Annotated in this window: 23 protein-coding genes and 2 pseudogenes; 14 read left to right on the top strand and 11 right to left on the bottom strand. The window is 71.8% G+C overall.

The genetic code is table 11. The features are described 5' to 3' along the window. Positions 1 to 120: 120 nt before the first annotated feature. Entirely contained in the window at positions 121 to 699 is a 579-nt protein-coding gene (locus QFZ76_RS43740; protein WP_307678893.1) for a hypothetical protein, read from the bottom strand. 168 nt (positions 700 to 867) lie between these two features. On the opposite strand from QFZ76_RS43740, the gene QFZ76_RS43735 reads away from it, so the two are divergent. From QFZ76_RS43735 to QFZ76_RS43720, 4 genes are all read left to right on the top strand, one after another. Then, positions 868 to 1,659, top strand: coding sequence for an ABC transporter ATP-binding protein (locus QFZ76_RS43735; protein WP_373464448.1), 792 nt, complete (start codon positions 868 to 870; stop codon positions 1,657 to 1,659). A 3-nt stretch (positions 1,660 to 1,662) separates the two neighbouring features. After that, positions 1,663 to 2,973 carry an FtsX-like permease family protein gene (locus QFZ76_RS43730; RefSeq protein WP_307678892.1) on the top strand — a complete coding sequence of 437 codons (1,311 nt, stop codon included), beginning with the start codon at positions 1,663 to 1,665 and terminating at the stop codon, positions 2,971 to 2,973. 137 nt (positions 2,974 to 3,110) lie between these two features. Beyond that, entirely contained in the window at positions 3,111 to 3,968 is an 858-nt protein-coding gene (locus QFZ76_RS43725; protein WP_307678891.1) for a MoxR family ATPase, read from the top strand. Then, positions 3,965 to 5,323, top strand: coding sequence for a VWA domain-containing protein (locus QFZ76_RS43720; protein ID WP_307678890.1), 1,359 nt, complete (start codon positions 3,965 to 3,967; stop codon positions 5,321 to 5,323). The genes QFZ76_RS43725 and QFZ76_RS43720 overlap by 4 nt, the downstream gene beginning before the upstream one ends. 369 nt (positions 5,324 to 5,692) lie before the next feature. On the opposite strand, the gene QFZ76_RS43715 is transcribed toward QFZ76_RS43720, so the two are convergent. Together QFZ76_RS43715 and QFZ76_RS43710 are read right to left on the bottom strand one after the other, a co-directional pair. Then, the gene (locus QFZ76_RS43715) at positions 5,693 to 6,277 is read right to left on the bottom strand and encodes a class F sortase (protein WP_307680303.1); all 585 of its coding nucleotides are present in this window, start codon (positions 6,275 to 6,277) and stop codon (positions 5,693 to 5,695) included. A 186-nt stretch (positions 6,278 to 6,463) separates the two neighbouring features. After that, positions 6,464 to 6,964 (bottom strand): sortase, encoded by a 501-nt coding sequence (locus tag QFZ76_RS43710; protein ID WP_307678889.1) that lies wholly within the window; start codon positions 6,962 to 6,964, stop codon positions 6,464 to 6,466. A gap of 191 nt (positions 6,965 to 7,155) precedes the next feature. Here QFZ76_RS43710 and QFZ76_RS43705 point away from each other — a divergent pair, with 191 nt between their 5' ends. Then, positions 7,156 to 7,365: a hypothetical protein gene (locus QFZ76_RS43705; RefSeq protein ID WP_307678888.1), complete on the top strand. Its 210-nt coding sequence runs from the start codon at positions 7,156 to 7,158 to the stop codon at positions 7,363 to 7,365. Between the two features lie 358 nt (positions 7,366 to 7,723). Here the strand turns inward: QFZ76_RS43705 and QFZ76_RS43700 are convergent. Continuing rightward, positions 7,724 to 8,268, bottom strand: a pseudogene (locus QFZ76_RS43700) (lytic polysaccharide monooxygenase). Here QFZ76_RS43700 and QFZ76_RS43695 point away from each other — a divergent pair. Then, entirely contained in the window at positions 8,248 to 8,346 is a 99-nt protein-coding gene (locus QFZ76_RS43695; protein ID WP_373464447.1) for a zinc-binding dehydrogenase, read from the top strand. The pseudogene QFZ76_RS43700 and the gene QFZ76_RS43695 overlap by 21 nt on opposite strands. Before the next feature lie 21 nt (positions 8,347 to 8,367). Here the strand turns inward: QFZ76_RS43695 and QFZ76_RS43690 are convergent, their stop codons facing one another. The 3 genes from QFZ76_RS43690 to QFZ76_RS43680 all read right to left on the bottom strand — a co-directional run bounded on the left by QFZ76_RS43690 (position 8,368) and on the right by QFZ76_RS43680 (position 10,576). Next, positions 8,368 to 8,727: a cupin domain-containing protein gene (locus QFZ76_RS43690; protein WP_307678887.1), complete on the bottom strand. Its 360-nt coding sequence runs from the start codon at positions 8,725 to 8,727 to the stop codon at positions 8,368 to 8,370. A gap of 149 nt (positions 8,728 to 8,876) precedes the next feature. Beyond that, the gene (locus QFZ76_RS43685) at positions 8,877 to 9,854 is read right to left on the bottom strand and encodes a threo-3-hydroxy-L-aspartate ammonia-lyase (RefSeq protein WP_307678886.1); all 978 of its coding nucleotides are present in this window, start codon (positions 9,852 to 9,854) and stop codon (positions 8,877 to 8,879) included. Continuing rightward, complete coding sequence (locus QFZ76_RS43680) at positions 9,851 to 10,576, bottom strand: transcriptional regulator (protein WP_373464569.1); 726 nt, start codon at positions 10,574 to 10,576, stop codon at positions 9,851 to 9,853. The genes QFZ76_RS43685 and QFZ76_RS43680 overlap by 4 nt, the downstream gene beginning before the upstream one ends. A gap of 194 nt (positions 10,577 to 10,770) precedes the next feature. Between QFZ76_RS43680 and QFZ76_RS43675 the strand changes: the two genes are divergently transcribed. The 4 genes from QFZ76_RS43675 (at position 10,771) to QFZ76_RS43660 (ending at position 17,325) form a co-directional block, all read left to right on the top strand. After that, positions 10,771 to 11,940 carry a sugar MFS transporter gene (locus QFZ76_RS43675; protein ID WP_307678884.1) on the top strand — a complete coding sequence of 390 codons (1,170 nt, stop codon included), beginning with the start codon at positions 10,771 to 10,773 and terminating at the stop codon, positions 11,938 to 11,940. A 59-nt stretch (positions 11,941 to 11,999) separates the two neighbouring features. Then, complete coding sequence (locus tag QFZ76_RS43670) at positions 12,000 to 13,760, top strand: beta-galactosidase (RefSeq protein WP_307678883.1); 1,761 nt, start codon at positions 12,000 to 12,002, stop codon at positions 13,758 to 13,760. Further along, complete coding sequence (locus QFZ76_RS43665) at positions 13,760 to 16,141, top strand: beta-galactosidase (protein ID WP_307678882.1); 2,382 nt, start codon at positions 13,760 to 13,762, stop codon at positions 16,139 to 16,141. Before QFZ76_RS43670 ends, QFZ76_RS43665 begins: the two co-directional genes overlap by 1 nt. A 119-nt stretch (positions 16,142 to 16,260) precedes the next feature. Beyond that, positions 16,261 to 17,325 (top strand): LacI family DNA-binding transcriptional regulator, encoded by a 1,065-nt coding sequence (locus QFZ76_RS43660; protein WP_307678881.1) that lies wholly within the window; start codon positions 16,261 to 16,263, stop codon positions 17,323 to 17,325. Between the two features lie 16 nt (positions 17,326 to 17,341). Here the strand turns inward: QFZ76_RS43660 and QFZ76_RS43655 are convergent. Beyond that, positions 17,342 to 18,308, bottom strand: a pseudogene (locus QFZ76_RS43655) (pirin family protein). 135 nt (positions 18,309 to 18,443) lie between these two features. Between QFZ76_RS43655 and QFZ76_RS43650 the strand changes: the two are divergent. Together QFZ76_RS43650 and QFZ76_RS43645 are read left to right on the top strand one after the other, a co-directional pair. After that, a complete protein-coding gene (locus QFZ76_RS43650; RefSeq protein ID WP_307678880.1) occupies positions 18,444 to 18,887 on the top strand; it encodes a MarR family winged helix-turn-helix transcriptional regulator in 444 nt (147 codons plus the stop codon). 74 nt (positions 18,888 to 18,961) lie between these two features. Further along, positions 18,962 to 19,309, top strand: coding sequence for a tetratricopeptide repeat protein (locus QFZ76_RS43645; protein ID WP_307678879.1), 348 nt, complete (start codon positions 18,962 to 18,964; stop codon positions 19,307 to 19,309). An 87-nt stretch (positions 19,310 to 19,396) separates the two neighbouring features. Here QFZ76_RS43645 and QFZ76_RS43640 read toward each other — a convergent pair whose 3' ends face one another. Next, positions 19,397 to 20,845, bottom strand: a complete 1,449-nt coding sequence (locus QFZ76_RS43640; protein WP_307678878.1) for a PepSY domain-containing protein — start codon at positions 20,843 to 20,845, stop codon at positions 19,397 to 19,399. 150 nt (positions 20,846 to 20,995) lie between these two features. Between QFZ76_RS43640 and QFZ76_RS43635 the strand changes: the two genes are divergently transcribed. Further along, complete coding sequence (locus QFZ76_RS43635; protein WP_307678877.1) at positions 20,996 to 21,640, top strand: peptide deformylase; 645 nt, start codon at positions 20,996 to 20,998, stop codon at positions 21,638 to 21,640. Here the strand turns inward: QFZ76_RS43635 and QFZ76_RS43630 are convergent. Next, positions 21,637 to 23,070, bottom strand: a complete 1,434-nt coding sequence (locus tag QFZ76_RS43630; RefSeq protein WP_307678876.1) for an NAD(P)/FAD-dependent oxidoreductase — start codon at positions 23,068 to 23,070, stop codon at positions 21,637 to 21,639. The genes QFZ76_RS43635 and QFZ76_RS43630 overlap by 4 nt on opposite strands. A 119-nt stretch (positions 23,071 to 23,189) precedes the next feature. On the opposite strand from QFZ76_RS43630, the gene trxA reads away from it, so the two are divergent. Beyond that, positions 23,190 to 23,576, top strand: a complete 387-nt coding sequence (trxA, locus tag QFZ76_RS43625) for a thioredoxin (protein ID WP_266451010.1) — start codon at positions 23,190 to 23,192, stop codon at positions 23,574 to 23,576. Positions 23,577 to 23,612: 36 nt separating this feature from the next. Here trxA and QFZ76_RS43620 read toward each other — a convergent pair whose 3' ends face one another. Next, the gene (locus QFZ76_RS43620) at positions 23,613 to 25,049 is read right to left on the bottom strand and encodes a benzaldehyde dehydrogenase (protein ID WP_307678875.1); all 1,437 of its coding nucleotides are present in this window, start codon (positions 25,047 to 25,049) and stop codon (positions 23,613 to 23,615) included. Positions 25,050 to 25,060: the final 11 nt, after the last annotated feature.

The following is a 25,060-nucleotide window of genomic DNA, read 5'->3' as shown; positions in this document are numbered from 1 at the left end:
CGAGCCGGCTGCCGAGCGGCTGCGGACGGAGGGCGCGCGCCGGGCTGTGGTCCTCAGCACGTCGGGTGACCTGCACCGATGGGCGCCCAGGTGGAGTCCGACTCGGTGGCGGACACGGGATCAGGAGTACGACAGGGGCACCCCGCAGCGCAGTGAGTGCTGGGCGGCACGGAGATACAGCGCCGCATAGAAGGCCGAGTTGAGGTCCTCGCTCCACGGTCCCGGCCGGGTGGCGGCCAGGTCCTTGGCCTGTCCGTCAAGGAACCACATCGTCAGGCCGAGGTTCGGGAACACCTGAGGCACCTCGGGCGGCAGCCCGATCGCCGACGCCAGCCGCTCGGCGGCGGCGAGTACCTGAGGCGCCCCCGCCACCACCGTCATGACCGTGTAGGCACCGCCGACGGGCAGCGTGATCTCCTCGTCGAGAGAGATCGGCACCATCTCCGACCAGCCACAGAGGGTTTCTTCCTCCTCGGGCGTCAGATGCGCACGACACAACGCGCTGAACCCGGTCATGGGAAGGCTCAGCTTCTCCTCGAACCACAGGGCCGGGCCCAGCTCCGGGACGGATTCGTACGGCGGCAGCCCGCGCAGTCTCAGTTCCTCGTTGAACGCCGAGGCGATCGCGCCCTTCCCGCCGAGACCCTCGTCGTCACTGAACCATTCCTGCCGACCGACACTGACCAGATACATCCCCATGTCCGCAACGTACAAGGCGCCACTGACAATTCGCCTTTCCATATCGGCCATATCGGGCGGTGGGTGTCACTGAGTACACCTCTCCATACGGGTCCTGCGCCCAATGTGCTCCGCCCGCCGTCTCCGTAGCTTCTTGAGCGAGGCACACGGCGTGCCGGACGGAGAGTGATGACGATGTTTCGCGCAGGCTCGCGACGTACGCACGACACGGGACCCGCCGCCGAAGCACTGCGGCTGGTCAAGGTCACCAAGACGTATGGGACGGACGAGAGTGCCGTGACCGCCCTTGACGGCGTCACCCTCACTCTCGGACGCGGCACCTTCACCGCGGTGATGGGACCGTCGGGCTCCGGCAAGTCGACTCTGTTGCAGTGCGCGGCCGGCCTCGACCGGCCGGACAGCGGCATCGTGCGGGTGGACGGCACGGAGTTGACCGGAGGCGGCGAGGCCGAGCTCACGAAGTTCCGGCGGGGCCGGATCGGGTTCGTGTTCCAGCAGTACAACCTGCTGGACACGCTGACCGTCGCCCAGAACACGGTGCTGCCGCTCAGGCTCGCCGGGCGGCGCGTGGATCGCGCGCGGGCCCGCGAGGTGCTGACGTCCGTCGGCCTGGGCGACCGGCTCGGGCACCGTCCCGACCAGTTGTCCGGCGGCCAGCGCCAGCGCGTGGCGATCGCCCGCGCGCTGGTCACCGAACCCAGGGTGATCTTCGCGGACGAACCCACCGGCGCCCTGGACACCCGCAGCGCGCGGGACGTGCTGCGGCTGCTCCAGCAGGCGGTGGGCGTGCACGGCCGGACCGTGGTGATGGTGACGCACGACCCGGTCGCCGCCTCCTACGCCGACTCCGTGCTGTTCCTCGCCGACGGCCGGCTGGCCGGGCGGATGGACGCCCCTACGGCGGACGCGGTCGCCGAGCGGCTGGCGCACCTGGGCGACGACATGACGGCGGGGGTGTGAGCGATGTTCATGCTGGCGATGCGGTCGATCCGGCAGCGGCCCGGGCGGTTCCTCGCGACGCTGCTGTCCGCCTTCCTGGGCGCGGCGATCATCATGACGTTCAACTCGATGCACGACACGGCGGCGCAGAGCGGCGTCGACTCGGTGAGCGCCGAGACGCTGACCACCGCGGCGAGCGTGGTCGGCGGCTACGGCACCCTCCTGGTGTTCTTCGCCGTCGCCTCGACGCTCACGGTCAACGTCCGTCAGCGTGCGGCCGAGTTGGAGCTGCTGCGCTGCTCGGGGGCGACTCCGGCGCAGCTCAAGCGGATGGTGGTGGGTGAGGCGGTGGCCGTGGCCCTGGTGGGGGCGGTGCTGGCGATCGGCCCGGCGATGCTCGGCGGGCAGGCGCTGCTGGAGGTGTTCCAGGACAGCGGGCAGGTCGATCGGTCCGTCGACCACTCCTTCGGTGCGATCGCGCTGCTGTCGGGTGTCGACATCACGCTGCTCGCGGCGGCGGGCGCCGCGTTCCTCGCCGTACGGCGGGCGACGCGCGGGCACGAACGGCGGGGCAGGGGGAGGACGTTCTTCGCGTACGCCGCCCTCGTCACCGGCGCCGCGGCGGTGTGCTCCACCTTCGCGATCTCGGCGACGGACGCGGCGCTGATGGCGGCGCCCGCGTACGGGGCGATCCTGCTGTCGGTGGGCTTCGCGCTGCTGTCGCCGCGGCTGCTGAAGGGCGTGCTGGACCGGCTGCCGCTGACCGGTGCGAGCGGCTGGCTGGCGGTGCGCAACCTGCGCCGCCGGGCGGACCACCTCGCCGGGATCCTGATGTCGCTGATCCTGTTCACGGCGGTCGCCACGGCCACGCTGTACATGCAGGCGGTGGAGAGCGACGCGGTCGAGGCCTCGGGGCTGACCAAGTCGGTCGACGCCAAGAACCTGGAAACGCTGAACTTCACGGTCGTCGGCATCATCGTGGTGTTCGTCTGCGTGATGCTGGTCAACTCGCTGTACGCGGCGACCACTTACCGCCGCCGGGAGTTCGGGCAGCAGCGCCTCGCGGGGGCGACTCCGGGGCAGGTGCTGGGCACGGTGGGCACGGAGGGGCTGATCCTGACGGTCACGGGTCTGTTCTTCGGCACGGTGGCCGCGCTGGCCGGGATCATCCCGTTCACCGTGGTCCGCACCGACTCGGTCCTGCCGCATCAGGGCCTCGGCATCTGGCTGGCGGTCGTGTCGGTCGCGGCGGCGGCCACGCTGGGCACGAGCCTGGCGACGGCCCGGCGGGTGCTGCGCACTCCGGCCGTGGGGGCGGTCGCGGTGGCTGCGTGAGCACGTTCGACAGCGGGCGGCCGCCCCGACGGCCGCCCGCTGTTTTCGGATCACCGGATTCCTGGTGACACAAGCGCTGAACAAGCGCTTAGATAGTGTGCTGGTCCAGGTACCCGCCGCCGAGCTGGAGGCTCCCGTTGTTCACTTCCGTCGACGACGTCTCCGCACGTCTGGCCGAAACCGGCTACCTCGCCTCGCCCGCCGTCGCCACGACGGTCTTCCTCGCCGACCGTCTCGGCAAGCCACTCCTCGTGGAGGGCCCCGCCGGGGTCGGCAAGACGGAGCTCGCCAAGGCCGTGGCGCAGGTCGCGGGGGCACGGCTGGTGCGCTTGCAGTGCTACGAGGGCGTCGACGAGTCCCGGGCGCTGTACGAGTGGAACCACGCCAAGCAGTTGCTGCGCATCAGCGCCGGCCGGGACGAGACGTGGGACGAGGCCCGCACGGACATCTTCAGCGAGGAGTTCCTGCTCCCCCGTCCGCTGCTGACCGCGATCCGCGGCGACGATCCTAAGGTCCTGCTGATCGACGAGACCGACAAGGCGGACGTGGAGGTCGAGGGTCTGCTCCTGGAAGTGCTCAGCGACTTCCAGGTCACCGTCCCCGAACTGGGCACGATCACCGCGACCCGGCGCCCCTTCGTCGTCCTCACCTCGAACGCGAGCCGTGAGCTGTCCGAGGCACTGCGCCGGCGCTGCCTGTTCCTCCACATCGGGTTCCCGGAGGAGGAGTTGGAACGTCGGATCGTACGGCTGAAGGTGCCGGGCCTCGACGAGGCGCTGGCCGAGTCGGTGGTCCGGGTGGTCGGCGCACTGCGGGCCATGGACCTGCGGAAGGTGCCCTCGGTCGCCGAGACCATCGACTGGGCGCGCACGCTCCTCGCGCTGGGCGCCGGCACGCTCGACGAGACCGTCGTACGCGACACCCTCGGCGTGCTGCTCAAGCACCAGGACGACGTCCTCAAGGCCGGTGCCAAGCTGGACCTGGGATCTCTGTGAGTACCCCGGCCGGTGTCGCGGAGCGGCTGACGTCCCTGGTCGGCGCGCTGCGTGCGCACGGCATCCGCGTCGGCACCGGCGAGACCGTGGACGCGGCACAGGCGGTGGCGGCCCTGGGGTTCGCGGACCGCGAGCTGCTGCGGGAGGGGCTGGCGGCGACGCTCCTGCACGGCACGGCCCAACGACCCGTGTTCGACCCGGTCTTCGACCTGTACTTCCCGCGAGGCGTGGGAGCGCCGGAGACGCAGGCCACGGACCGCGACGACCTGCGCGAACGGCTCGCGGCCGCACTGGCCGCCAACGACCGGGCGCTGATGGCCGGGCTGGCGGCCGAGGCGGTCGACGGCTTCGGCGGATACGGTTCCTCGCCGGCCTCGGACGGCTGGTCGTCGTACCAGGCACTCGACCGGATCCGCCCGCAGACTTTGCTCGCCCGTGTGCGCGACGACATGCGGGCGCAGGGCGGCGGTCCGGGGTTCACGGACCGGCTGCTGGAGGACGAGATCCGGCGACGCATCGAGGCGTTCCGCCGGATGGTGGGCGCGGAGGCGCGGCGGCGGGTCGCCGAGCGGCGGGGCCGGGACGAGATCGCGCGGCGGGCGGTGGCCCCGACCGCCGACCGGGTGGACTTCCTGTTCGCCGGGAAGGACCGGCTGGCCGAACTGCGCAGGACGGTGCAGCCGCTGGCCCGCAAGCTCGCCACCCGGCTGGCCGCGCGTCGGCGCCGGGCCGCGCGCGGCAGCATCGATCTGCGGCGCACCCTGCGCGGGTCGCTGTCGACGGGCGGGGTGCCGATGCGGCCCGTGCTGCGCCGGCGCCGTCCGGCCCGGCCCGAACTGGTGCTGCTGTGCGATGTGTCGGGGTCGGTGTCCGGGTTCTCGGACTTCACGATGCTGCTGGTGCAGGCGCTGCACGACCAGTTCAGCAAGGTGCGGGTGTTCGCCTTCGTCAACCGGATCGACGAGGTGACCCGGCTTCTCGTGCACGGCGCGGCCGACGCGGAAGGCCTCGGCGCCCGCATCCGCGCCGAGGCGGTGCTCACCGGCTGGCACGGCAGCAGCGACTACGGCGTCGCGCTGGGCGAGTTCGCGGAGCGTTACGGCGACGCGGTCGGCCCGCGCACCACGGTGTTCGTCCTCGGTGACGCCCGTACGAACATGAGCGACCCCAACCTGCCCGCCGTACGCCGGATCGCCCGACAAGCCCGCCGCGTCTACTGGTTGAACCCGGAGGCGCGCTCCCAGTGGGGCACGGGCGACTCCGCCGCCCCCGACTATGCCGAGGTCGTCGAGATGCACGAGTGCCGCAACGCCCGGCAGCTCAGCGCCCTCGTGGGGCGGCTGCTGCCGGTCTGACGCACGGGGCCGGCCGCGGTCGACCCTCGTGAGGACGGCGCCGGCCGCCGGCCCAGACGGCTCGACCCAAACAGGCCCTACCCGGACATGGCCGGCCAGAAGGACACACAGCCGCGAGGCCCACGTACCGCCAGGGGGTTCGCACAGCCCGGGGGACGTAGCGCCACGCCGCGATGATCATCTGGATCACTGCGGCCGAGTGCTTCCCGCCGTGCCGCCGCAGCGCTTCTGAGAAGGGACCGCTGCCGCGTCGACGTCCTCCTGGCCGACCTCGTACGAGGGATCCGAGACCCTTGGTTCGCTGCTTATTCGCTCCTCGTCGTCTACGGCGCGGAGGCGGGCCGGTCCAGAACGTGAGTGGCGGTGTTGTCACGTCACCGCGGTCAGCCTCGCATAGACCACGACATTGCCCTGGTAGCCGGTCTCTTCCGTGTATTCACCCCCACAGGTGATCACGCGCAGTTCGGGCCGGTGGGATCTGCCGTAGACCTTCTCGTCCGGAAACGCCTCCCTGTCGTAGAGCTCCACAGCGTCGACGGTGAAGACGGCTGTTCGCCAGTCTGCCCGGGTGATCTCGATGGTGTCGCCCTTGGCCAGTGCCCCGAGGCGGTAGAAGACCCCGGGGCCTTCCGGCGTGTCGACATGTCCCGTCGTGACGGCTGTCCCCACTGAGCCGGGAGGCGTGCCGTCGCCGTACCACCCGGCAAAGCCTGGCATATCGGCCGACGGCGGGCGCAGTGCCCCCGTCTCGTCGAGGGTCAGTTCCGTCATCGGGGCATTCACGCCGATGGCGGGGACCCGCAGACGGACCGGATCCGACGGGGGCAGCGCCGGCACAGAGGGGTGGGCCGAGGCGGTGCTGCTGGGACCGGGTCGTACGGAGGAGGAGAAGGACTGCGCGGCCGAAGGTTGCGGAGGCTCTTCGCCCCGGAGCGCCGTCATCACCAGCGCCATGCCCGCCACCAGAGCGCAGGCGAGAAACTTGGTGGAGGGGGCGACCGAGGGAGAAGGATCAACGGGCTCGTACCCGGGTTCCATCGCTGTGGAGCCTCCGCTTCGCGGCCGAAAGGAGTGAAGGCGGGGTGGTCCTCGAGCCCCCGGACCGACACGGGCCGGGGGCTGGGACGGCAGAGCAGAGCGTCAAGGGCGGGCGCCGGCCGGGCGCCGGCGCATCTTGATCGCGCCTCCCGCGGCGGCTCCGGCGAGCAGCATTGCCCCGAGGGCAAGCTGCGCGCCCTTGTCGTTCGCCGCCCCGAAACCAGCGTCGATCGCGCCGCTGGGGTCGCCTGTGCCGACCTGGTACGTGCCCGTGACCTTGACTCGGGGCGGGCACTTCAGGGTGACGGTGTAACCACCGGCCTCGGTTCCATCCGGCACCCTGAATTCGCCGGTCAGTACGCCCTCGCGGTCGCCCGAGAAAAGGTGAAACGAGCCTCCTGCCTCAGCCTCACCCTTCCCATAGGTCTCCGAGCCGCAGGCTGTGGTGCTGACGGTGACGGTGGAGCCCGGGGCGGCGTATCTCGTGCTGATGTGGATATTTGAATCACCGGTGGGGCCGCTCGCGGCTACGGCGGCCGGGCTCGACAGGCCGACGGCACCGAGAACCAGACCGATGCCGGCGCCTACACACTTGATACGCATGAAGTTCCTCCGAGGAAGCAGTGGCCGGCCGGAATGCGCGGCACGTTTGTTGTGCTCTGCTCCTGAGGGAACCGACAGACCGTCAGGTCTGCAACACGAGATACGGACGGATGGGTCACCCGACCAGGCCCAGCGGCCGCCTCCTTTGATCATTTAGGCAGGTGAGCGCCCCTGAGGGCGAGATGAGAAGAATGCACCGTACAGGCGACGACCGGACCAGCGAGCGACCCCAACCGGACCACGAGTCGCACGTGCTCTGGGCCATACATCAGGCCGACGCCAAGGACCGCGTGCCGCGCGGCCGCATCGACGACCGCTTCTCCGACGGCCTCGGGTTCGGCGACGGCGATCCGGGCCGCGAACGCCGGCCGGCCGACACCCGCGCGGGGCGAGTTCGGTGACGGCGCGGCATGCGCGAGCGACCGGGGCGGGGCAGGAGGCCGGCGGCGGCTTGGCAGTCGGCCGGGTCGGACAGTGCCCGGGGCGCGCGGCCCGTGCGTGCGCGAGCCAGGCGCCGACGTCGGCCTGGACGTACCCGCCCGCGCGGCGGGTGAGTTCGTCGCGGGCGGCTTTCGTCGCCCTCGCGGGGCTCGGTCTGCTCCGGGGGCCGAGTTCGCGCAGCGCCTGCAGCTCGTCGGCGGAGGCCGCGATGAAGACGGCTTCGCACAGCTTGGCGAGGCCGACGGCCCCGAACGGCGAGAACCCCTCGCCGAATCCCCGCCGGACTCGGTGGGTCCGGCGGGGATTCGGCTACGCGCGTCAGCGGAAGTTCACGTCACTGCACAGGAAGTAGGTCTGGTCCATGTGCAAGGCCTGCCAGATCGTGTAGACGACGTGGCGGCCGCTGAGCCCAAGGTGCTCACGGGGATCGAGTAGTTCTGGCTGGGCGCGTACTTGCCGGTGCGGGCCACCAGTTGGAGGTCGCTCCACTTGAGCGGCTGGGTGGTGGGGTCGTAACCCTGGCGCGTGACGTAGACCAGGAAGTAGTCGGCGCCGTGGCTGGCCTGGTCGTAGAGCTTCACGGTGAAGTCGCCGGCGATGTCCGTCGTCTTCCACGGGCCCAGAGTGTCCAGGGAGTTGTAGCGGCCGCCCTCGGTGTGGCCGCCGCTGCACAGTTGCCCGTCGGGAATGATGGCCTGGAGGTTGCCGACGGAGCCGTTGCGGTACAGGCCGTTCCAGTTCCACATGGCGTTGGGGTTGTCCAGCCAGGCCTGCCAGCACATGGGGTCTTCCTGTGCCATGGCCGGGTTCTGGAAGTCGTTGCCCCAGCGCAGCCAGCAGCCGTGGTCGTCGACCGCACGTATCCGCTGGGCGAGGTGCCCGAGGCGATGCGGTATCTGGAGGTCGAGCACGCGCGCGCCAAGGTGGTCGTCACCGTGTGAGGCGCGCGCCCTCGACGGGTGTCAGTCGGCCTTCGCGTACTCCTTCGCCATGCCTCCGGCGAAGTCGTACACCACGACCTGTTCGTCACCCACGACCCAGGCGTCGTGTCCGGGCGGGCACACGAAGGTGTCGTGCGGACCCACTTCGACCTCGCCGCCGTCGTCCATGCGGATGCGCATACGCCCCTGCACGACATAGCCGTTGTGGTGGATCTGACAGCTGTCCGTGCCCGCGATCGGGGCCACGGACTCCGACCAGCGCCAGCCCGGTTCGAAGGTGGCCACAGCGAAGTCGAGTCCACTGAGGTGGACGGCTTCGAGATGGCCCCGGGGGAAATCGCGGCGCTCGTCCGGCTTGTCGAGCGTCTTCACCTCGATCATGACGGCTCTCCCTTCCGGCCGGGCTCTATACGGCCGGGGCCGGTCTCCGCCTCCCGCCCACCGCGAGCGGCAACGACGGGGCCGCGCCCCACCACTCCATGGTCCGCCCGCCGACCGGGAACCGCCATTCGGGTGACGGCCCTTCCGTGTCAGTCCGTGCCCCCGCACAGGCGGGCGAAGCGCTCGGCGTCGACGTTCCCCCCGGAGATGATCACCCCGACCCGGCGGGGCAGGCTGCCCATCCGGCCCGCGAGCAGGGCGGCCAGCGGTGTGGCGCCGCTCGGTTCAACGACGATCTTCAGGCGCTCGAAGGCGAATCGCATCGCCTCCCGGATCTCGTCGTCCGAGACCAGCTCGATCGCGTCGACGAGCAGCCGGTTGACGGCGAAGGTGAGTTCGCCGGGTGTGTGCAGCGCCTGGCCGTCGGCGATGGTGTGCGGCACGGGGATCTCGATGCGCCGGCCCGCCTCCAGGGACCGCTTGGTGTCGTCCCCGGCCTCCGGCTCCACGCCGATCATCCGGAGGTCCGCGTACTGGCCCTTGGCCGCCGTGGCACTCCCCGCGATCAGTCCACCACCGCCGACCGGAGTCATCAGCGCGTCCAACTCGCCTACTTCTTCGAGGAGTTCGAGCGCCGCCGTGCCCTGCCCGGCGATGACATGGGGGTGTTCGTACGGCGGGATGACCGCGAGGCCCCGTTCGGCCGCCAGGGCCTCGGCGATGGCGACGCGGTCGCCGGTGTAGCGGTCGTACGTCACGATCTCGGCGCCGTATCCCGCGGTGGCGTCCCGCTTCGAGGCCGGGGCGTCGTGCGGCATCACGATCACCGCGGTGGTGCCGAGCTCGCGGGCGGCGAGGGCGACGGCCTGGGCGTGGTTGCCGGAGGAGTAGGTGGCGATGCCCCGGGCAAGCTGGTCCGGGGTCAGCCGCGAGGCCGCGTTGTAGGCGCCGCGGAACTTGAAGGCCCCGACGCGCTGGAAGTTCTCGCACTTCAGGAAGACCTCGGCACCGACGAGCGCGTCGAGGGTGCGGGAGCGCAGCACGGGGGTGCGGTGCGCGACGCCCTTGAGGCGGGCGGCCGCGTCACGGATGTCGTCGAGGGTGACCGGCGGGGTGGTGGTCGTCACGCGTGTCCTCCGGAAGAGTCGGTGGAGTCGGTGGAGTCGGTGGAGTCGGGGGTCGCCTCCGTCGCGGCCCGGGCCTGGGAGAGGTAGCTGTACGCGGAGGCGCGGGAGATGCCGAGCCGGCCGGCGACCTGTTCGACCGAGCGGCGCACCGCGAACACCCCGCGTTCGTCGAGGCTGCGGAAGAGCTCCAGGCGGGCCGCGCGGTCGAGGCCCGCCCACGCCCGGTCCTGTCTCAGGTGGTGGTCGTCGAGGATGACGTCGACGACGGAGTCGATGTCGTTGCCGAAGGTGGTGACCGGCAGTTCGGCGGGCGGCCGGTCGATGCCGGTCAGCGCTCCGAGCACGGTGTGGGCCTCGGTGAGCGCGGTGACGTCCAGGTTCACGCACAGCGCGCCGAACACCGCGCCCGTGGAGTCCCGCAGCACCATCGTGGACGACTTGAGGGTCTGGCCGGTCCGGGTCCGGGTGACGTAGTTCAGCTCGTCGGCCGCCTCCTCGCCCCGGGCGACGATCCGCATGCCGATCTCGCTCATCGCGCCGCCCACCACGCGCCCCGTCACGGAGCCGGCGATGGCGACCACCGACTGCTCCGGGCGCCGGTAGTCATGGAGCACCACCTCGCACACCGGGCCGAACGTCGCCGCGATCCCGTCGATCACCGGGACCAGGGCGGCGATGACCGCGTCCCGCTCCGCCTCCCCACTCGTCTCGCCCACCGACACCCGCCCTTCCTGCCGCAACCAGGTCTTCTAGACTACACGTCCAATCTCTGGACTGACAGTCCAATACACCCCTCGCACCGATCCCCGTCCGGGATCTTGACGGGCGTGATGTTACCGGTAACATCACAACGGTCGAAGCCAACGAGAGGTGTGCTGTGCCGGGAGAAGAACGAGTTGTCGACAGCAGCAGACCGATGCCGTCCATCGAAGTACGGCCGGACACCCCGGTCTTCAGCCCCGCCGCCGTGGTGGCCTCCTGTGTGGGCTTCGTCCTCATCGGCGTGCTCCAGGCGCTGTACGGGCCGGCCATCCCGGCGTTCCGTGACGAGTTCGGGCTGTCCCCCTCGGCCGCGGGGCTGGGGCTGAGCGCCCACTTCGTCGGCGGGGTGGCCGGTGTGCTGCTCTTCGACCGGCTCTACGGCCGCCTCGGCAACCGGCAGATCCTCGGCGCCTCGTACCTGCTCATGGCGGTCGGCGCGGCGGGCTTCGCGCTCGCTCCGAACTGGCCGGCCGCACTGGTCATGGCACTGCTGGCGGGGCTCGGTTTCGGCGGCATCGACTACGGCCTCAACCAGCTGTTCGCGGTCGGTTTCGGCCGCCGTTCGACCGCGATGCTGAACATCCTGAACGCGCACTTCGGCATCGGCGCGATCCTCGGCCCGGCGCTGATCGGCATGATCGGCGCCGAGCGCTACCCGGCGGTCTTCCTCGCTTTCGCGCTCGCCAACCTGCCGTTGCTGCTGTGCCTGAAGGGCGTACGCGACCGTGCGCCCGGGCCAACGGACGGACCCGAGACCGGTGACCGGCGGGTCCTGGGCCGCAGTCTTGGCTCGGTGCTCGCCGTGTTCGTCGCGCTGTACGTGCTGCACGTGGGCATCGAGGCGGGCGTCGGCGGCTGGGAGCCGACCCATCTGGAGACCGTGGGATACGGCGCCGGGGTCGCCGCGACCGCGACCTCCGTGTACTGGCTGATGATGACCGTCGGCCGGTTCCTGGTCGCGCCGATCGCCCTGCGCTTCTCCGCCCAGGCCATCATCACGGTCTCCTGCGCAGGCATGACGCTCTGTCTGCTGCTGGCGTCGGTCCCGGCGCTCGCACCGTACGCGTACGCCGGTGTCGGTCTGTTCATCGCCCCGATCTTCCCCACCGGCCTGCCCTGGCTGCACCGGGCGGCCCCGAGCGCCCGGCGGGCCGGAGCCCTGGTCATCGCCGCGTCCATGGTCGGCGGGGTCGCGGCGGGACCGGCGCTCGGCAAGGCGATCGAGGAGGCCGGCGTCCGGTCGGTACCGCTGCTGCTCGGCGGTGTCTCGGCGCTGTGCCTGGCCGCCACACTCTGGCTCATCCGCAGCACACGCACCCGGTGAACCGGGACCGGCACCGGCTGTCGTACCCGAACCGAAGCGACCCGAAGGGAAGCACCCGCATGCCCGCTCTGACGACCTCGTCCGACGGTTTCCTCCTGCGCGGCGAGCCGTTCCGGATCATCTCCGGGGCCCTGCACTACTTCCGCGTCCATCCCGACCAGTGGACCGACCGGCTGCGCAAGGCACGCCTCATGGGCCTCAACACGGTCGAGACGTACCTGCCCTGGAACCTGCACGAGCCCGTGCCCGGCACCCTCGTCCTCGACGGCCCGCTCGACCTGCCCCGCTTCCTGCGGCTGGCGCAGGCGGAGGGCCTGCAGGTGCTGCTGCGCCCCGGGCCGTACATCTGCGCCGAGTGGGACGACGGCGGACTGCCCGCGTGGCTGGTCTCGGACCCCGACATCCGGCTGCGCACCAGCGACCCGCGCTTCACCGACGCCTTCGACCGCTACCTCGACCAGCTCCTGCCGCCGCTGCTGCCGCACCTCGCCGCGAACGGCGGGCCGGTGATCGCCGTACAGGTGGAGAACGAGTACGGGGCGTACGGCGACGACACCGCGTACCTCAAGCACGTCGAACAGGCGCTGCGTTCCCGGGGTGTCGGCGAGCTGCTGTTCACCTGCGACCAGGCGGGCGCCGATCACCTGGCCGCGGGGAGCCTGCCCGGCCTGCTCGCCACGGCGACCTTCGGCAGCCGGGTCGAGGAGAATCTGGGCGCACTGCGCACCCACCAGCCCGAAGGCCCCCTGATGTGCGCCGAGTTCTGGATCGGCTGGTTCGACTACTGGGGCGGGCCGCACCACACCCGGTCGGCGGCCGACGCCGCGGCCGACCTGGACCGGCTGCTGTCCGCCGGCGCCTCCGTCAACATCTACATGTTCCACGGCGGCACCAACTTCGGCTTCACCAACGGCGCCAACCACAAGCACGCCTACGAGCCCACCGTCACGTCGTACGACTACGACGCCCCGCTCACCGAGAGCGGCGACCCGGGACCCAAGTACCACGCCTTCCGCGAGGTGATCGCCCGGCACGCGCCGGTCCCCGACGAGCCGGCCCCGGCGCCGGGCCCCAAACTCCCGGCGACGACCGTCGAGTTGGACCGCCGGGCCCCGCTGCTGCCGTATCTGCGCACACTGGACGGCGTAGAGCGCAGCGAGGACCCGGTGACGGCGAACGACCTCGGGGTGGACACCGGTTACGTCCTGTACCGCACCACCGTTCCCGGTTCGGGCGACGGTCTGCTGCGCTTCTCGGGCGGTGTCGGCGACCGCGCCCAGGTCTTCGTGGACGGGGCCTCCGTCGGCGTACTGGAGCGCGAACGCCACGACGAGACGCTGGCCGTGCGGGTGCCGGAGCCCGGTGCCGTCCTCGAGGTGCTGGTGGAGAACCAGGGCGGGGTCAACTACGGGCCGCGGATCGGCGCGCCCAAGGGGCTGCTCGGCCCGGTGTCCTTCCAGGGCGAGGCCCTGCACGGCTGGGAGTGCCGGGTCGTCCCGCTGGGCGACCTGGGCGCGGTGCCGTTCGTGCCGTCCGACGCGGCCACGGACGCGGTACCCGCCTTCCACCGGGGGACGTTCGAGGTGGACACCCCCGCGGACACCTTCCTCGCCCTGCCCGGCTGGACCAAGGGCCAGGCCTGGATCAACGGCTTCCACCTCGGCCGCTACTGGAACCGCGGTCCGCAGCGCACGCTGTACGTCCCCGGCCCGGTCCTGCGTCCGGGCGCCAACGAACTGGTCCTGCTGGAGCTGCACGCCACCACCGGCACCCGCGCCCAGCTCACCGACACTCCCGACCTCGGACCGGAGAACGACTGATGGCCCAACCGCACCGGCTGCGCGTCCCCTCCCCCGCCGGGCCACCGGCGGCCGGACATCTGCCCTTCTCCGACGCCCCGGGCGTGCCCGATCCGATCGAGGTCAACAGTCGTTGGCTCATCCGCGGCGGGCGTCCCTGGTTCCCGGTCTCCGGCGAATTCCACTACTCCCGCTACCCGGCGAGCGAGTGGGAGGAGGAGCTGCTGAAGATGAAGGCGGGCGGCGTGACCGCCGTGGCGAGCTACATCATCTGGATCCACCACGAGGAGAGCGAGGGCCGCGTCCGCTTCGACGGCGACCGCGACCTCCGCCGCTTCGCCGAGCTGTGCGCCCGTCACGGCCTGGACTTCATCCCGCGCATCGGCCCCTGGTCGCACGCGGAGGTCCGGGGCGGCGGCCTGCCCGACTGGTTGCTGGCCCGCGACTGCACCCCGCGCACCGACGACCCCGCCTATCTGGAGCCCGTACGCACCTGGTTCGCGGTGATCGCCGAGCAGCTGCGCGGCCTCGACCGCGCGCACGGCGGCCCGATCGTGGCGATCCAGGTCGAGAACGAGCTCTACGACCAGCCCGGCCATCTCCTCACCCTGAAGCGCATGGCCCAAGAGGCCGGAATGAGCGCCCCGCTGTGGACGTCGACCGCCTGGGGCGGGGTCCAGCTCCCGCCCGACGAGCTGCTTCCGCTGTACGGCGGCTACACCGAGACCTTCTGGACCGAGGCGGACGGCGGCTGGCCCGACACCTGCCGCAAGCACTTCTTCTTCACCCACCAGCGCGACGACGAGGGCATCGGCGCCGACCTCAGGCCCACCACCGTGCGCGGCGGCGAGCCGGACGCCTTCGCAGACCGGTTTCCCTGGGCCACCTGCGAGTTGGGCGGCGGCATGGCGGTGTCGTACCACCGCAGGCCGCGCGTGGACCCCGACGACATCGGCGCGCTCGGCCTCACCAAGATCGGCTGCGGTTCGGTCTGGCAGGGCTTCTACATGTTCCACGGCGGCACCAACCCCGCCGGTGAACTCACCACGCTCCAGGAGTCCCACGCCACCGGCTACCCCAACGACCTGCCCGTGCTGACGTACGACTTCCAGGCCCCGCTCGGCGAGTACGGTCAGTACCGGCGGACGTACCACGAACTGCGGCTGCAGCACCTCATGCTGGCGGACTTCGGGCCTGCCGTCGCGCCGATGGAGTCCGTGCTGCCCGAGTGGCAGCCTCCGGCTCAGAACGACCGGGAGACCCTGCGCTGGGCCGTGCGCAGCGACGGCACCTCGGGGTTCCTGTTCGTCAACAACCACCAGCCGCACGAGCCGCTGCCGGACCACCCGGACACGTCGTTCACCATCGAATTCCCGGATGGCTCCGACGAGTTGACCCTGCCCAGTGTCCCCGTCACCGTCCCTCGCGGCGCCTACTTCTGCTGGCCGCTGCGGCTCGACGTGGCGGGGCTGCGGCTGGAGTGGGCCACCGCCCAGCCGGTGTGCACGGTCCAGGCGGACGGCCGTACGGTCCTGGTGCTGGCCGCGACCGAGGGCATCGCTCCCGAACTCGCCCTGGACGCGTCGACGGTGGCGTCGGTCGGCTCCCCGACCGGGGAGGTCACGCCCGTCGGCGGCCGGTTGCTGGTCACCGGGCTGCGGCCCGGCACCGACGCCCTGGTCGAGGTGGAGACGACGGACGGCCGACGGGTCGGCCTGCTGGTCCTGGACGCGGCGACGGCTCGTACCGCCTACCGGGGCGAGGCGTGGGGTGCCGAGCGGCTGGTGCTGTGCGGGGACGGGGTCGTCTTCGACCACGAGGAGGTACGGCTGCACGGCTCACAGGCGCCCGTGTCGTTCGCGGTGCTGCCCGCGCCGGAGCGGGCGCCGGTGGTGGACGGGGTGACGGTGAGCCCGGAGGCGGACGGGGTGTTCACCCGTTACCGGGCGCCGTCGCGCGGAAGCGCAGGGGACGTCCCTCAGGTCACCCTGGTCCGGCCCGCCGGTCCGGCGCCCGAGACCACGACCGGTGTGCAGGGCCGGGCGAGCGCGCCCGCGGACAAGTACTTCGACACCGTCGCCGCCGAGTACCGCGTCGAGGTGCCGGACGATCTGCCGCCGGGGACCCTGCTGCGCCTGCACTGGACCGGTGACGTGGGGCGGGCGTACGTGGGGGACGTGCTCGTCGCCGACCAGTTCTTCTCGGGGCGGGTCTGGGACATCGGCCTCGACCGGCTGCCCGCCGACGCCCTGCGCGCGGACGGTCTGCGGCTGAGGCTGCTGCCCCTGCACGCGGACGCCCCGGTGTACCTACCGGGGGAGGCGGACGGCGCCGGGAAGACGGCGGCCGTGGTGCGCGCCGAGTGGGTCACCGCCCGCACCCGGACCGTCCGGGCCGGCTGACCGCCCGGCCGTACCGCCCGAGGGTCCGGCGCCGCCGGGCCCCCGGGACTCCCCCGCCTATGCTGTGGTCCTGCCGGGCAGGATCACACCGCCGCAACGACGTCGAGGAAACCGCCACCATGACCCGAAGCGCCGCCGACAGGGCCGTTCCGAAGGGGCGCAGCAGACGGAACTTCGCGGGCTCGCGTCCCGTGATGGACGACGTGGCCCGGCTGGCCGGTGTCTCCAAGCAGACCGTCTCCCGCGTGCTGAACGACCACCCCTCCGTCCGCCCGGAGACGCGCGAGGGGGTCCTGGTGGCCATGCGGACGCTCGGCTACCGGCCCAGCCGCAGCGCCAGATCCCTCGCCAGCGGCCGGACCCGGATGCTCGGGGTCATCTCCTTCGACGCCGCCCGCTACGGGCCCGCCGCCATCCTCACCGCGATCAACACCGCCGCCCAGGAGGCCGGTTACCTGATCAGCTCCATCGCCCTCGACACGGCCGACCACGACACCGTCGTCGAGGCCGTGAACCGGCTGTCGGCCGAGGGCGCGGACGGCGTGATCGCCATCGCCCCGCAGCTGTGGGTGGGCCGCGCCCTGGCCGACACCCATCTCGACACACCGCTGGTGGTGCTGGAGAACGGCCTCGACGACAGCACCGAACTGGTCACCGGCGACTCGCGGACCGGGGCCCGCAAGGCCATCGAGCACCTTCTCGGGCTCGGCCACGCGACCGTGTGGCACATCGCCGGCCCGACCGGCTGGACCTCCGCCGACCACCGCCTGGGCAGCTGGCGGTCGACCCTCGCCGCGGCCGGTGCCGAGATCCCCGAGCCGCTCGTCGGCGACTGGAGCGCCGACTCCGGGTACGAACTGGGCCGCCGACTCGCCGCGCGCCCCGACGTCACGGCCGTGTTCGCCTCCAACGACCAGATGGCGCTCGGCGTCCTGCACGCCCTGCACGACGCCGGCCGCTCGGTGCCCGGCGACGTCAGCGTCGTCGGCTACGACGACATCCCGGAGGCCGCGCACCTGCTGCCGCCGCTGACCACCGTCCGCACCGACTTCGCGGAGATCGGCACCCGCTCCCTGCGCCTCCTGCTCAACCGCATCGACGGCCCCGCCGAACCCGCGCAGCCCGAGTCGCTCGTCCCGGTCGACCTCGTCGTCCGCCGCAGCAGCGGGCCGGTGCCGCGCTGAGGTATCGGCCGCCGGGTCAGCGCACCCTGCCCCGCGGCTTCAACGCCAACGGCGGCAGTTCGGGAGCGGGCAGCGGATCCCCGTCGTACCCCTTCACCTCACCGAAGCGCGATCCGGTCATCCAGTCGGCACGGGCCTGTTCGATCTCCTCCTGGGTGCGCCCGATCCAGTTCCAGAACATGATCAGCTCCTCGTCGAACGGCTCACCGCCCAGGAGCATCAGGTCCGCGTCGGACTCGGCGCGCAGCGGGAGTTCGGTACGGCCGCAGCCGAGGTAGAGCATCGAGCCGGGCAGCATCGGCACACCGTCCACGTGTGCCTCGCCGGACATGGACAGCACGGCGTACTCGAAGTCGGGTTCCAGCGGCAGGCGTACGTCCGTGCCGCGGGCGAGGGCGAGGTCGGCGCCGACGATCGGGGTGTACGTCGTGCCGGGCGAGGTCGCGCCGTCGAGCGTGCCGAGGATGAGCGTGGCCGTCAGGCCCGGGTGCGGTGACGTGGGGCAGCTCGGCGTGGTGTTCGAAGTGCGGGTCGGTGTGGCGGTGGCCGTCCGGGAGGGCGACCCACAGCTGGGCACCATGCAGGAACCGGGCGTGGGACTTGGGGCTCTCCTCGGAGTGGCTGATCGCCCGGCCGGAGGTCATCAGGCCCAGTTCGCGCGGGCGGATCGTCTGGAGGCTGCCGGTGGAGTCGCGGTGCAGTACCTCGCCCTGGTGCAGCCAGCTGACGGTCTGCAGGCCCATGTGGGGGTGCGGCGGCACCTGCATGCCGGGGTCGTCGGCGATGTCGTCGGGGCCGTAGTGATCGACGAAGCACCAGGCACCGACCATGCGGCGGCCCAGGTTGGGCAACAGGCGGCGGACCTCGGTGGACTCGCCGAGCTTGACGTGACGAGGGCTGAGGAGTTCCCGGACGGGCTCGGCCACCACGAAGCCACGGCCGCCGCACAGGGCGGGAACCGCCTCGCGATCAAGATTGCTCATGGCGCTCAACCTAGCTCTGCGCGGGCTGACGCGTCAGGCCAACGAGCCCTCGTTTATTAGTAGCCATGGATATAGTATCCATGTACTGTATTTCTCGAGCCGAGGGCTTGAACCAAGGGGAGAAGAGGAGCAGTCATGACCACCACCACACCCACCGTCAACGGCCGCGTCATCGCGCTGGCCCACTACGCCGGACGCGCGGTCCTGGAGAGCGTCCTGGTCCGCCACGGCATGACGTTCCAGCAGTCGGTGACCCTCAGGCCCATCGCGGACGCCGGCGCCGCCGTCGAACGCGACGGAGTCGTGGCGCAGGTCGTCGACGCGCTCAAGATCGAGGCGGCGGACGTGCAGCGCGTCGTCGAGGAGCTGGCCACCAAGCAGCTGATCACCACCGAGGGTCCGAAGGTGCTGGTCACCGACGCGGGACGGGAGCTGTACACCGAGGTGAGCGCCGAGACCGGGAAGATCTCCGCCCGGATCTACGACGGCATCTCCACGCAGGATCTGGCGACCGCGGGGCGGGTGCTCGCGCTGGTCACCGAGCGGGCGAACGCGGAACTGGCCGCGCTCGCCGAGTAGCGGCAGAAGTAGCGGCAGAAGTAGTGGAATGTTTGACCATCTCGCGCGGTTGAAGGCGGCGAAGGAGGTCAGCAGTGGAAACGACGTACTACGACCACGGAACGCCGGCCGAGCGCTGGGAGCGGGCGGGGCTGTTCTTCGACGCGAAGGACTACGCCGCCGCGGCGCGGGTCCTGGGCGGGCTGGTCGAGGAGGTGCCGGAGCAGACCGGACCGCGGCTGCTGCTGGCTCGCGCCTACTACCACTCGGCCCAACTGCGGCGCGCGGAGAGCGAGTTGCGGGTGATCGTCGAGCGGGACCCGGTGGAGCACTACGCGCGGCTGATGCTGGGGCGCACCCTGCAGCGGCAGGGCCGGCACGAGGAGGCGGAGCCGCACCTGCGCCTCGCCTCGGCGCTCGCGGGCGACTTCGAGCAGCACTGATCCGAACGGACTGTGGCTCGGGCCCGGTTCCCCACAGGGAACCGGGCCCGAGCCATGTGTCACGCCGCCCTCGGTCGCGCAGGTCCGCTACGTCGCGTCGGCGCCGCTCGCCGGTGTGGACGGCTTCCGCCGATGGGCGATCTCGCCGAGCACCACGTCCACGGCGATGAACGCGGCCAGCGGAATGCCGAGCAGGGGGACGAAGTAGCCGAGCACGGCGATCACGGCCACGCACGGGAGCAGGATCTGCGGGGGCACCCGCTGCCAGGCGCCGCGCGGGATCGGCCGCCCGAAGGAGGAGCCTCGGCCGCGCTGCCACCACATGCGGTACCCCAGCACGATCAGCAGGATCAGCGAGAGCGCGAGGAGCATCAGCGCGATCTGGTTGACCAGACCGAAGAGCACGCCGGTGTGCAGGTCGATGCCCCAGCGGGTCAGCTTGGCCAGCACCGGGTAGTCGGCGAAGCGCAGGACGTCGGTGACCTCGCCGGTGGTCGGGTCGATCGCGACCGAGTCCTGCTTCTCGGGCCAGCTGCGCTGGACCTGCCTGACCACGTACGTCGACGAGGCGTCCGCGGGCGGCACGATCTCGACGGGGTCCCCGAGCCCTTCCGCGCGGGCGGCGGCCAGGATCCTGTCGAGGCCGACGCCGTGATCCGCGCCCCCGGACGAGGCGGACGCGCCGTGGCCCGAGTGCTCGCCGCCCCCGGTCGCCGTGACCGACGGGGTGGAGTGGCCGAGCGAGGTGCGCAGTTCGTCGATGTTCGCGCCGGCGTAGGTCGACCAGGTCAGGCCGGTCGCCGACAGGAAGAGGAAGCCGGCCGCGGCCCACACCCCGACGGTGCCGTGCAGGCCGAGCGTGCGGCGGCGCCCGCTGGTACCACGCACCTTGCGCAGGGCGCGGCGGCGGGACAGCCACAGCACCAGGCCGCCGGCCGCGATCACCCCCAGCCAGCTCGCGGCGAACTCGCTGTAGAGGCGGCCGTTCTCGCCGAGGTGCAGGTCGCGGTGGAACTCGTCGATCCAGGTGCGCAGCGGCAGCGCACCGGTCGAGCCGTACTGCTCCAGCGCGCCCCGCACCTTCGCGGTGTACGGGTCGACGAACACCGCGAGGGTGTGGTCCGGGCCGACACCCTGGACGCCGGACAGCAGCACCCTGGTAGTCGCGTCGTCCTCGGGCGAGGGGCGTACGGCCGAGACCGTGCCCTCGGGGTGGGCCTCGCGGGCGGCGGCCACCTGCTCGGCGATCGGCAGCTTGGCGTCGCCGACGGCCGAGACGGTCATCTCGTCGGCGTAGACGATCTTCTCGGCCTGGAACGCACCGGCGTACAGGAAGCCGGTGACGGCGGCGACGAACAGGAACGGTGCGACGAACACGCCGGCGTAGAAGTGCAGACGGAGGATCAGCGGACGCAGGGGGGTCCATCTGCTGGGGGACGGCGCCGGGGCGGCGGCGGGTTGCGGGGCCTCGTCCGATGGGGGTCCCCCCGCTGGAGCGGAGCCGGAAGTGGGGGAGGTCGAGGGAGCGGTGGACATCGGCGGGCTTCTCCCGGGGCAGGGGGATGTTTCTCGGCTGTAGCGGTCCAGAAGTCGGGGAGAAGGGGCGCCGAGTTCCCGGGGGCACGTGTGGCGTGCGTCATGCCGGACGGTGAGAGGTGCTCGCAGGCCTCGTGGCATCCTGGCGCGATGGCTTCTCCCCGTGATCGCGCACCCCTGGCGGAACTGGTCGAGGAACTCCTGGCCACGGACGGCCCCTTGCCCATCGTCGCCGCCGGTGATCCGGTGCTGCGGCGCGGCACCGAGCGCTTCGAGGGACAGCTGGAGCCCGCGCTGCTGGCCCGTTTCGTCGAGGCCCTGCGGGTCACGATGCACGCGGCGCCGGGCGTGGGCCTCGCCGCGCCTCAGGTGGGCGTGCCGCTTCGGCTCGCCGTCATCGAGGATCCCGCGCCGGTGCCGGAGGAGGTACGGCTGGTCCGCGGCCGGGTGCCGCTGCCGTTCCGGGTCCTGGTCAATCCCTCGTACGAGCCCGTCGGCACCGCCCGTGCCGCGTTCTTCGAGGGCTGTCTGAGCGTGCCGGGCTGGCAGGCGGTGGTGGCCCGGCCCGCTCAGGTGCGGCTGACCGGCCAGGACGAGGCGGGCCGCCCGGTGGACGAGGTGTTCACCGGCTGGCCCGCACGGATCATCCAGCACGAGACGGACCACCTCGACGGCACCCTGTACCTGGACCGTGCGGAACTGCGCTCGCTGTCCTCCGGCCAGGCGATGGCGGAGCGCTGGACGCAGCCGTCACCTCAGGAGGCGGCCGCGTCCCTGGGCTTCCCGCTGCCCTAGTTGTCCCGGTACGCCTCCAGCAGTCGCAGCCACACCTCGCTGATCGTCGGGTAGGACGGCACCGCGTGCCACAGCCTGCTGATCGGCACCTGTCCCGCGACCGCGATCGTCGCCGAATGGATCAGTTCGCCGACGCCGGGACCTACGAACGTGACGCCAAGCAGGATCTCGCGTTCGAGGTCGACGACCATGCGGGCGCGTCCCTTGTAGCCGTCGGCGTACAGGCCCGCTCCGGCGACGGAGGCGAGGTCGTAGTCGACCGCGCGGACACGGTGGCCGGCCTGTTCGGCCTCCGCCAGTGAGAGCCCTACGGCAGCCGCCTCGGGGTCGGTGAACACGACCTGCGGGACGGCCGCGTGGTCGGCGGTCGCCGCGTGGGCGCCCCAGGGGTCGGACTCCAGGATCGGGGTGCCGGAGGCGCGGGCGGCGATGGCGGCGCCCGCGATGCGGGCCTGGTACTTGCCCTGGTGGGTGAGGAGGGCGCGGTGGTTCACGTCGCCGACGGCGTACAGCCACTTGCTGCCGGTGACGCGCAGGCTGTCGTCGACCTCCAGCCACGAGCCGGGCTCCAGGCCGATGGTGTCCAGGCCGATGTCGTCGGTGCGCGGGGCGCGTCCGGTGGCGAAGAGGATCTCGTCGGCCTCGATGCGGTCACCGGTGTTGGTGACGACCACGACCGTGCCGTTCTCGCGGGTGACCGACTCGACGGAGGTGCCGGTGCGCACGTCGGCGCCGGCCTCGACGAGGGCTTCGGCAACCAGTTCGCCGGCGAAGGGCTCCATGCGGTTGAGCAGGCCCTTGCCGCGGACGAGGACGGTGACCTGCGAGCCGAGGGCCTGCCAGACGGTGGCCATCTCGGTGGCGACCACTCCCCCGCCGACGACGACCAGCCGGCCGGGCGCCGCCTTGGCGCTGGTGGCCTCGCGGCTCGTCCAGGGCTTGACCTGCGCGAGACCGGGCAGGTCGGGCAGGACGGCGCGGGTGCCGGTGGAGACGGCCACGGCGTGCCGGGCGGTCAGCACGTGCCGCTCGCCTTCGGGGCCGGTGACCGTGACCGTGCGCGGTCCGGTGAGGCGGCCGTGTCCTCGGTAGAGGTCGGCGCCGATGCTGTCGAGCCATCCGACCTGGCCGTCGTCCTGCCAGTGGGAGGTGTAATAGTCGCGGTGCGCGAGGACCGCCGCCGTGTCGAGGGGGCCCTGCACCGCCTGGCTCAGTCCGGGTGTGCGGCGGGCGTCGGCGCGGGCGATGACCGGGCGCAGCAGGGCCTTGCTGGGCATGCACGCCCAGTACGAGCATTCGCCGCCGACCAGCTCGCTTTCCACGACCGCGGTGGAGAGGCCGGCCGCACGGGTGCGGTCGGCGACGTTCTCCCCCACGGGCCCGGCACCGAGCACCACGACGTCGTACGCGATGGATTCCGTTTCCGTCATGGGGTCAGTCTGGTGGGTGGTGTGCGTGGAGGCCACATGGGTAAGCGCGCGGAATATGTACCAGGGCCGCCGTGTTGTGCCAGCGGCTTCGCCCCCACACCAGGAAGAGGGATCACGCCATGAGCAGCACCGTGGAGCTCACCAAGGAGAACTTCGACCAGACGGTCACGGACAACGAGTTCGTCCTGATCGACTTCTGGGCGGCCTGGTGCGGTCCGTGCCGTCAGTTCGCGCCGGTCTACGAGAAGGCGGCCGAGGAGAACCCGGACCTGGTGTTCGGCAAGGTGGACACCGAGGCGCAGCCGGAGCTGGCCTCGGCCTTCGGCATCCAGTCGATCCCGACGCTGATGATCGTGCGTGACCAGGTCGCCGTGTTCGCCCAGCCGGGCGCCCTGCCCGAGGCCGCCCTGACGGACGTCATCGGGCAGGCCCGCAAGCTGGACATGGACGAGGTCCGCAAGGCCGTCGCGGATCAGCAGGCACAGGCCGAGCAGAACGGCCAGTAACCCGCCGTACCAAGGCACTTGGACGTACTGAATGCCTTAGAAGGGGTACGGCGCCACGTCCGCGCGCACCGTCGTCCAGCGCACGTCGGTGAAGGCCTCCAGGTTGGCCTCGCCGCCGAAGCGGGCGCCGGTGCCGGACGCGGCGACGCCACCGAACGGGGCGACGGCCTCGTCGTTCACGGTCTGGTCGTTGATGTGGACGATGCCGGTCGGGATCCGCTCGGCGAGGTCGAGTCCGCGGGCGGCGTCCCGCGTGACGATGCCGAGCGAGAGGCCGTAGGGGCCGGTCGCGGCCAGGGCTGCCGCCTCCTCGGGCGTGCCGAAGGACCGTACCGGCGCGACCGGGCCGAACACCTCCTCCGCGTAGGCGGGCGTGCGGTCGTCGACGTCGGCGAGGACCGTCGGCCGGTAGAAGAGCCCCTCATGCGTGCCGCCCGCGGCCAGCTTGGCGCCCTGGGCGGTGCTCGCCTCGACCAGGCCGTGGATCTTGGTGAGCTGGCCGGAGTCGATGATCGGGCCGAGATGGACCTGACCGCGGTGCGGGTCGCCGACGGCGAGCGAGTCGGCCTTCGCGGCCAGCCGCTCGACGTACTCGCCGTACAGCGACTCGTGCACCAGGTGGCGGCCGGTGGTCATGCAGATCTGGCCCTGGTGGAAGAAGGAGCCCCAGGCGGCGGTGGAGATCACGGCGTCGAGGTCGGCGTCCTCCAGGACGATCAGGGCGGAGTTGCCGCCGAGTTCCAGGTGCGCGCGCTTGAGGTGGCGTCCGGCGGCCTCGCCGACGGCCCGGCCGGCCGCGGTGGAGCCGGTGAAGGAGATGACCGGTACCCGCGGGTCGGCGACCAGGGCCTGGCCTGCGTCCGGGCCGCCCGGCAGGACGTGGAACAGTCCTTCCGGCAGGCCCGCCTCGGCGAAGACCGCGGCGAGTGACAGCCCGCCGCAGACCGCGGTACGCGGGTCCGGCTTCAGGACGACCGCGTTGCCCAGCGCGAGCGCCGGGGCGACCGAGCGGATGGAGAGGATCAGCGGGGCGTTGAAGGGCGAGATCACGCCCACGACGCCGACCGGGACGCGCCGCGTGTAGGACAGCCGGGCCGCCTCGCTGGGCAGCACCTGGCCGGCCGGGCGGGAGGCGAGGGCCGCGGCCTCGTAGCACTCCTGGGCGGCGACGTGCAGTTCGAAGTCGGCCTTGCCGGGGATGGACCCGGACTCGCGGACCAGCCATTCGCGCAGTTCGTCGGCGTGCGCGGCGAACAGGTCGCCGGCCTTGCGCAGGACGCCCGCACGGACGAAGTGGGGTGCGCGGGCCCACTCCGCCTGAGCGGTGCGGGCGGCCTCGGCGGCGGTCCCGACGTCCTCGGCGGTGGCGAGGGTGACGGTGCCGAGTGTGTCGCCGGTGGCGGGTTCGGTGACGGCGTGTTCAGGTCCCGACAGGGTGCGGGACTGCCAGGTCTTGGGGTCGAGCAACGGCATGACGGCTCTCC

The organism is Streptomyces sp. V4I2, assembly GCF_030817655.1.
GTDB lineage: Bacteria > Actinomycetota > Actinomycetes > Streptomycetales > Streptomycetaceae > Streptomyces > Streptomyces plumbiresistens.
Note: the sequence above shows the minus strand (reverse complement) of the source record. Positions and strands in the feature narration are given on the sequence as shown.

What these genes read in the sequence shown, in the direction of transcription:
- QFZ76_RS43740 (WP_307678893.1), bottom strand. Translation starts at nt 699, where the DNA reads ATGGGGATGTATCTGGTCAGTGTCGGTCGGCAGGAATGGTTCAGTGAC.
- QFZ76_RS43735 (WP_373464448.1), top strand. Translation starts at nt 868, where the DNA reads ATGACGATGTTTCGCGCAGGCTCGCGACGTACGCACGACACGGGACCC.
- QFZ76_RS43730 (WP_307678892.1), top strand. Translation starts at nt 1,663, where the DNA reads ATGTTCATGCTGGCGATGCGGTCGATCCGGCAGCGGCCCGGGCGGTTC.
- QFZ76_RS43715 (WP_307680303.1), bottom strand. Translation starts at nt 6,277, where the DNA reads ATGGCGCTGGTGATGACGGCGCTCCGGGGCGAAGAGCCTCCGCAACCT.
- QFZ76_RS43710 (WP_307678889.1), bottom strand. Translation starts at nt 6,964, where the DNA reads ATGCGTATCAAGTGTGTAGGCGCCGGCATCGGTCTGGTTCTCGGTGCC.
- QFZ76_RS43705 (WP_307678888.1), top strand. Translation starts at nt 7,156, where the DNA reads ATGCACCGTACAGGCGACGACCGGACCAGCGAGCGACCCCAACCGGAC.
- QFZ76_RS43690 (WP_307678887.1), bottom strand. Translation starts at nt 8,727, where the DNA reads ATGATCGAGGTGAAGACGCTCGACAAGCCGGACGAGCGCCGCGATTTC.
- QFZ76_RS43675 (WP_307678884.1), top strand. Translation starts at nt 10,771, where the DNA reads ATGCCGTCCATCGAAGTACGGCCGGACACCCCGGTCTTCAGCCCCGCC.
- QFZ76_RS43670 (WP_307678883.1), top strand. Translation starts at nt 12,000, where the DNA reads ATGCCCGCTCTGACGACCTCGTCCGACGGTTTCCTCCTGCGCGGCGAG.
- QFZ76_RS43665 (WP_307678882.1), top strand. Translation starts at nt 13,760, where the DNA reads ATGGCCCAACCGCACCGGCTGCGCGTCCCCTCCCCCGCCGGGCCACCG.
- QFZ76_RS43660 (WP_307678881.1), top strand. Translation starts at nt 16,261, where the DNA reads ATGACCCGAAGCGCCGCCGACAGGGCCGTTCCGAAGGGGCGCAGCAGA.
- QFZ76_RS43650 (WP_307678880.1), top strand. Translation starts at nt 18,444, where the DNA reads ATGACCACCACCACACCCACCGTCAACGGCCGCGTCATCGCGCTGGCC.
- QFZ76_RS43640 (WP_307678878.1), bottom strand. Translation starts at nt 20,845, where the DNA reads ATGTCCACCGCTCCCTCGACCTCCCCCACTTCCGGCTCCGCTCCAGCG.
- QFZ76_RS43635 (WP_307678877.1), top strand. Translation starts at nt 20,996, where the DNA reads ATGGCTTCTCCCCGTGATCGCGCACCCCTGGCGGAACTGGTCGAGGAA.
- QFZ76_RS43630 (WP_307678876.1), bottom strand. Translation starts at nt 23,070, where the DNA reads ATGACGGAAACGGAATCCATCGCGTACGACGTCGTGGTGCTCGGTGCC.
- trxA (WP_266451010.1), top strand. Translation starts at nt 23,190, where the DNA reads ATGAGCAGCACCGTGGAGCTCACCAAGGAGAACTTCGACCAGACGGTC.
- QFZ76_RS43620 (WP_307678875.1), bottom strand. Translation starts at nt 25,049, where the DNA reads ATGCCGTTGCTCGACCCCAAGACCTGGCAGTCCCGCACCCTGTCGGGA.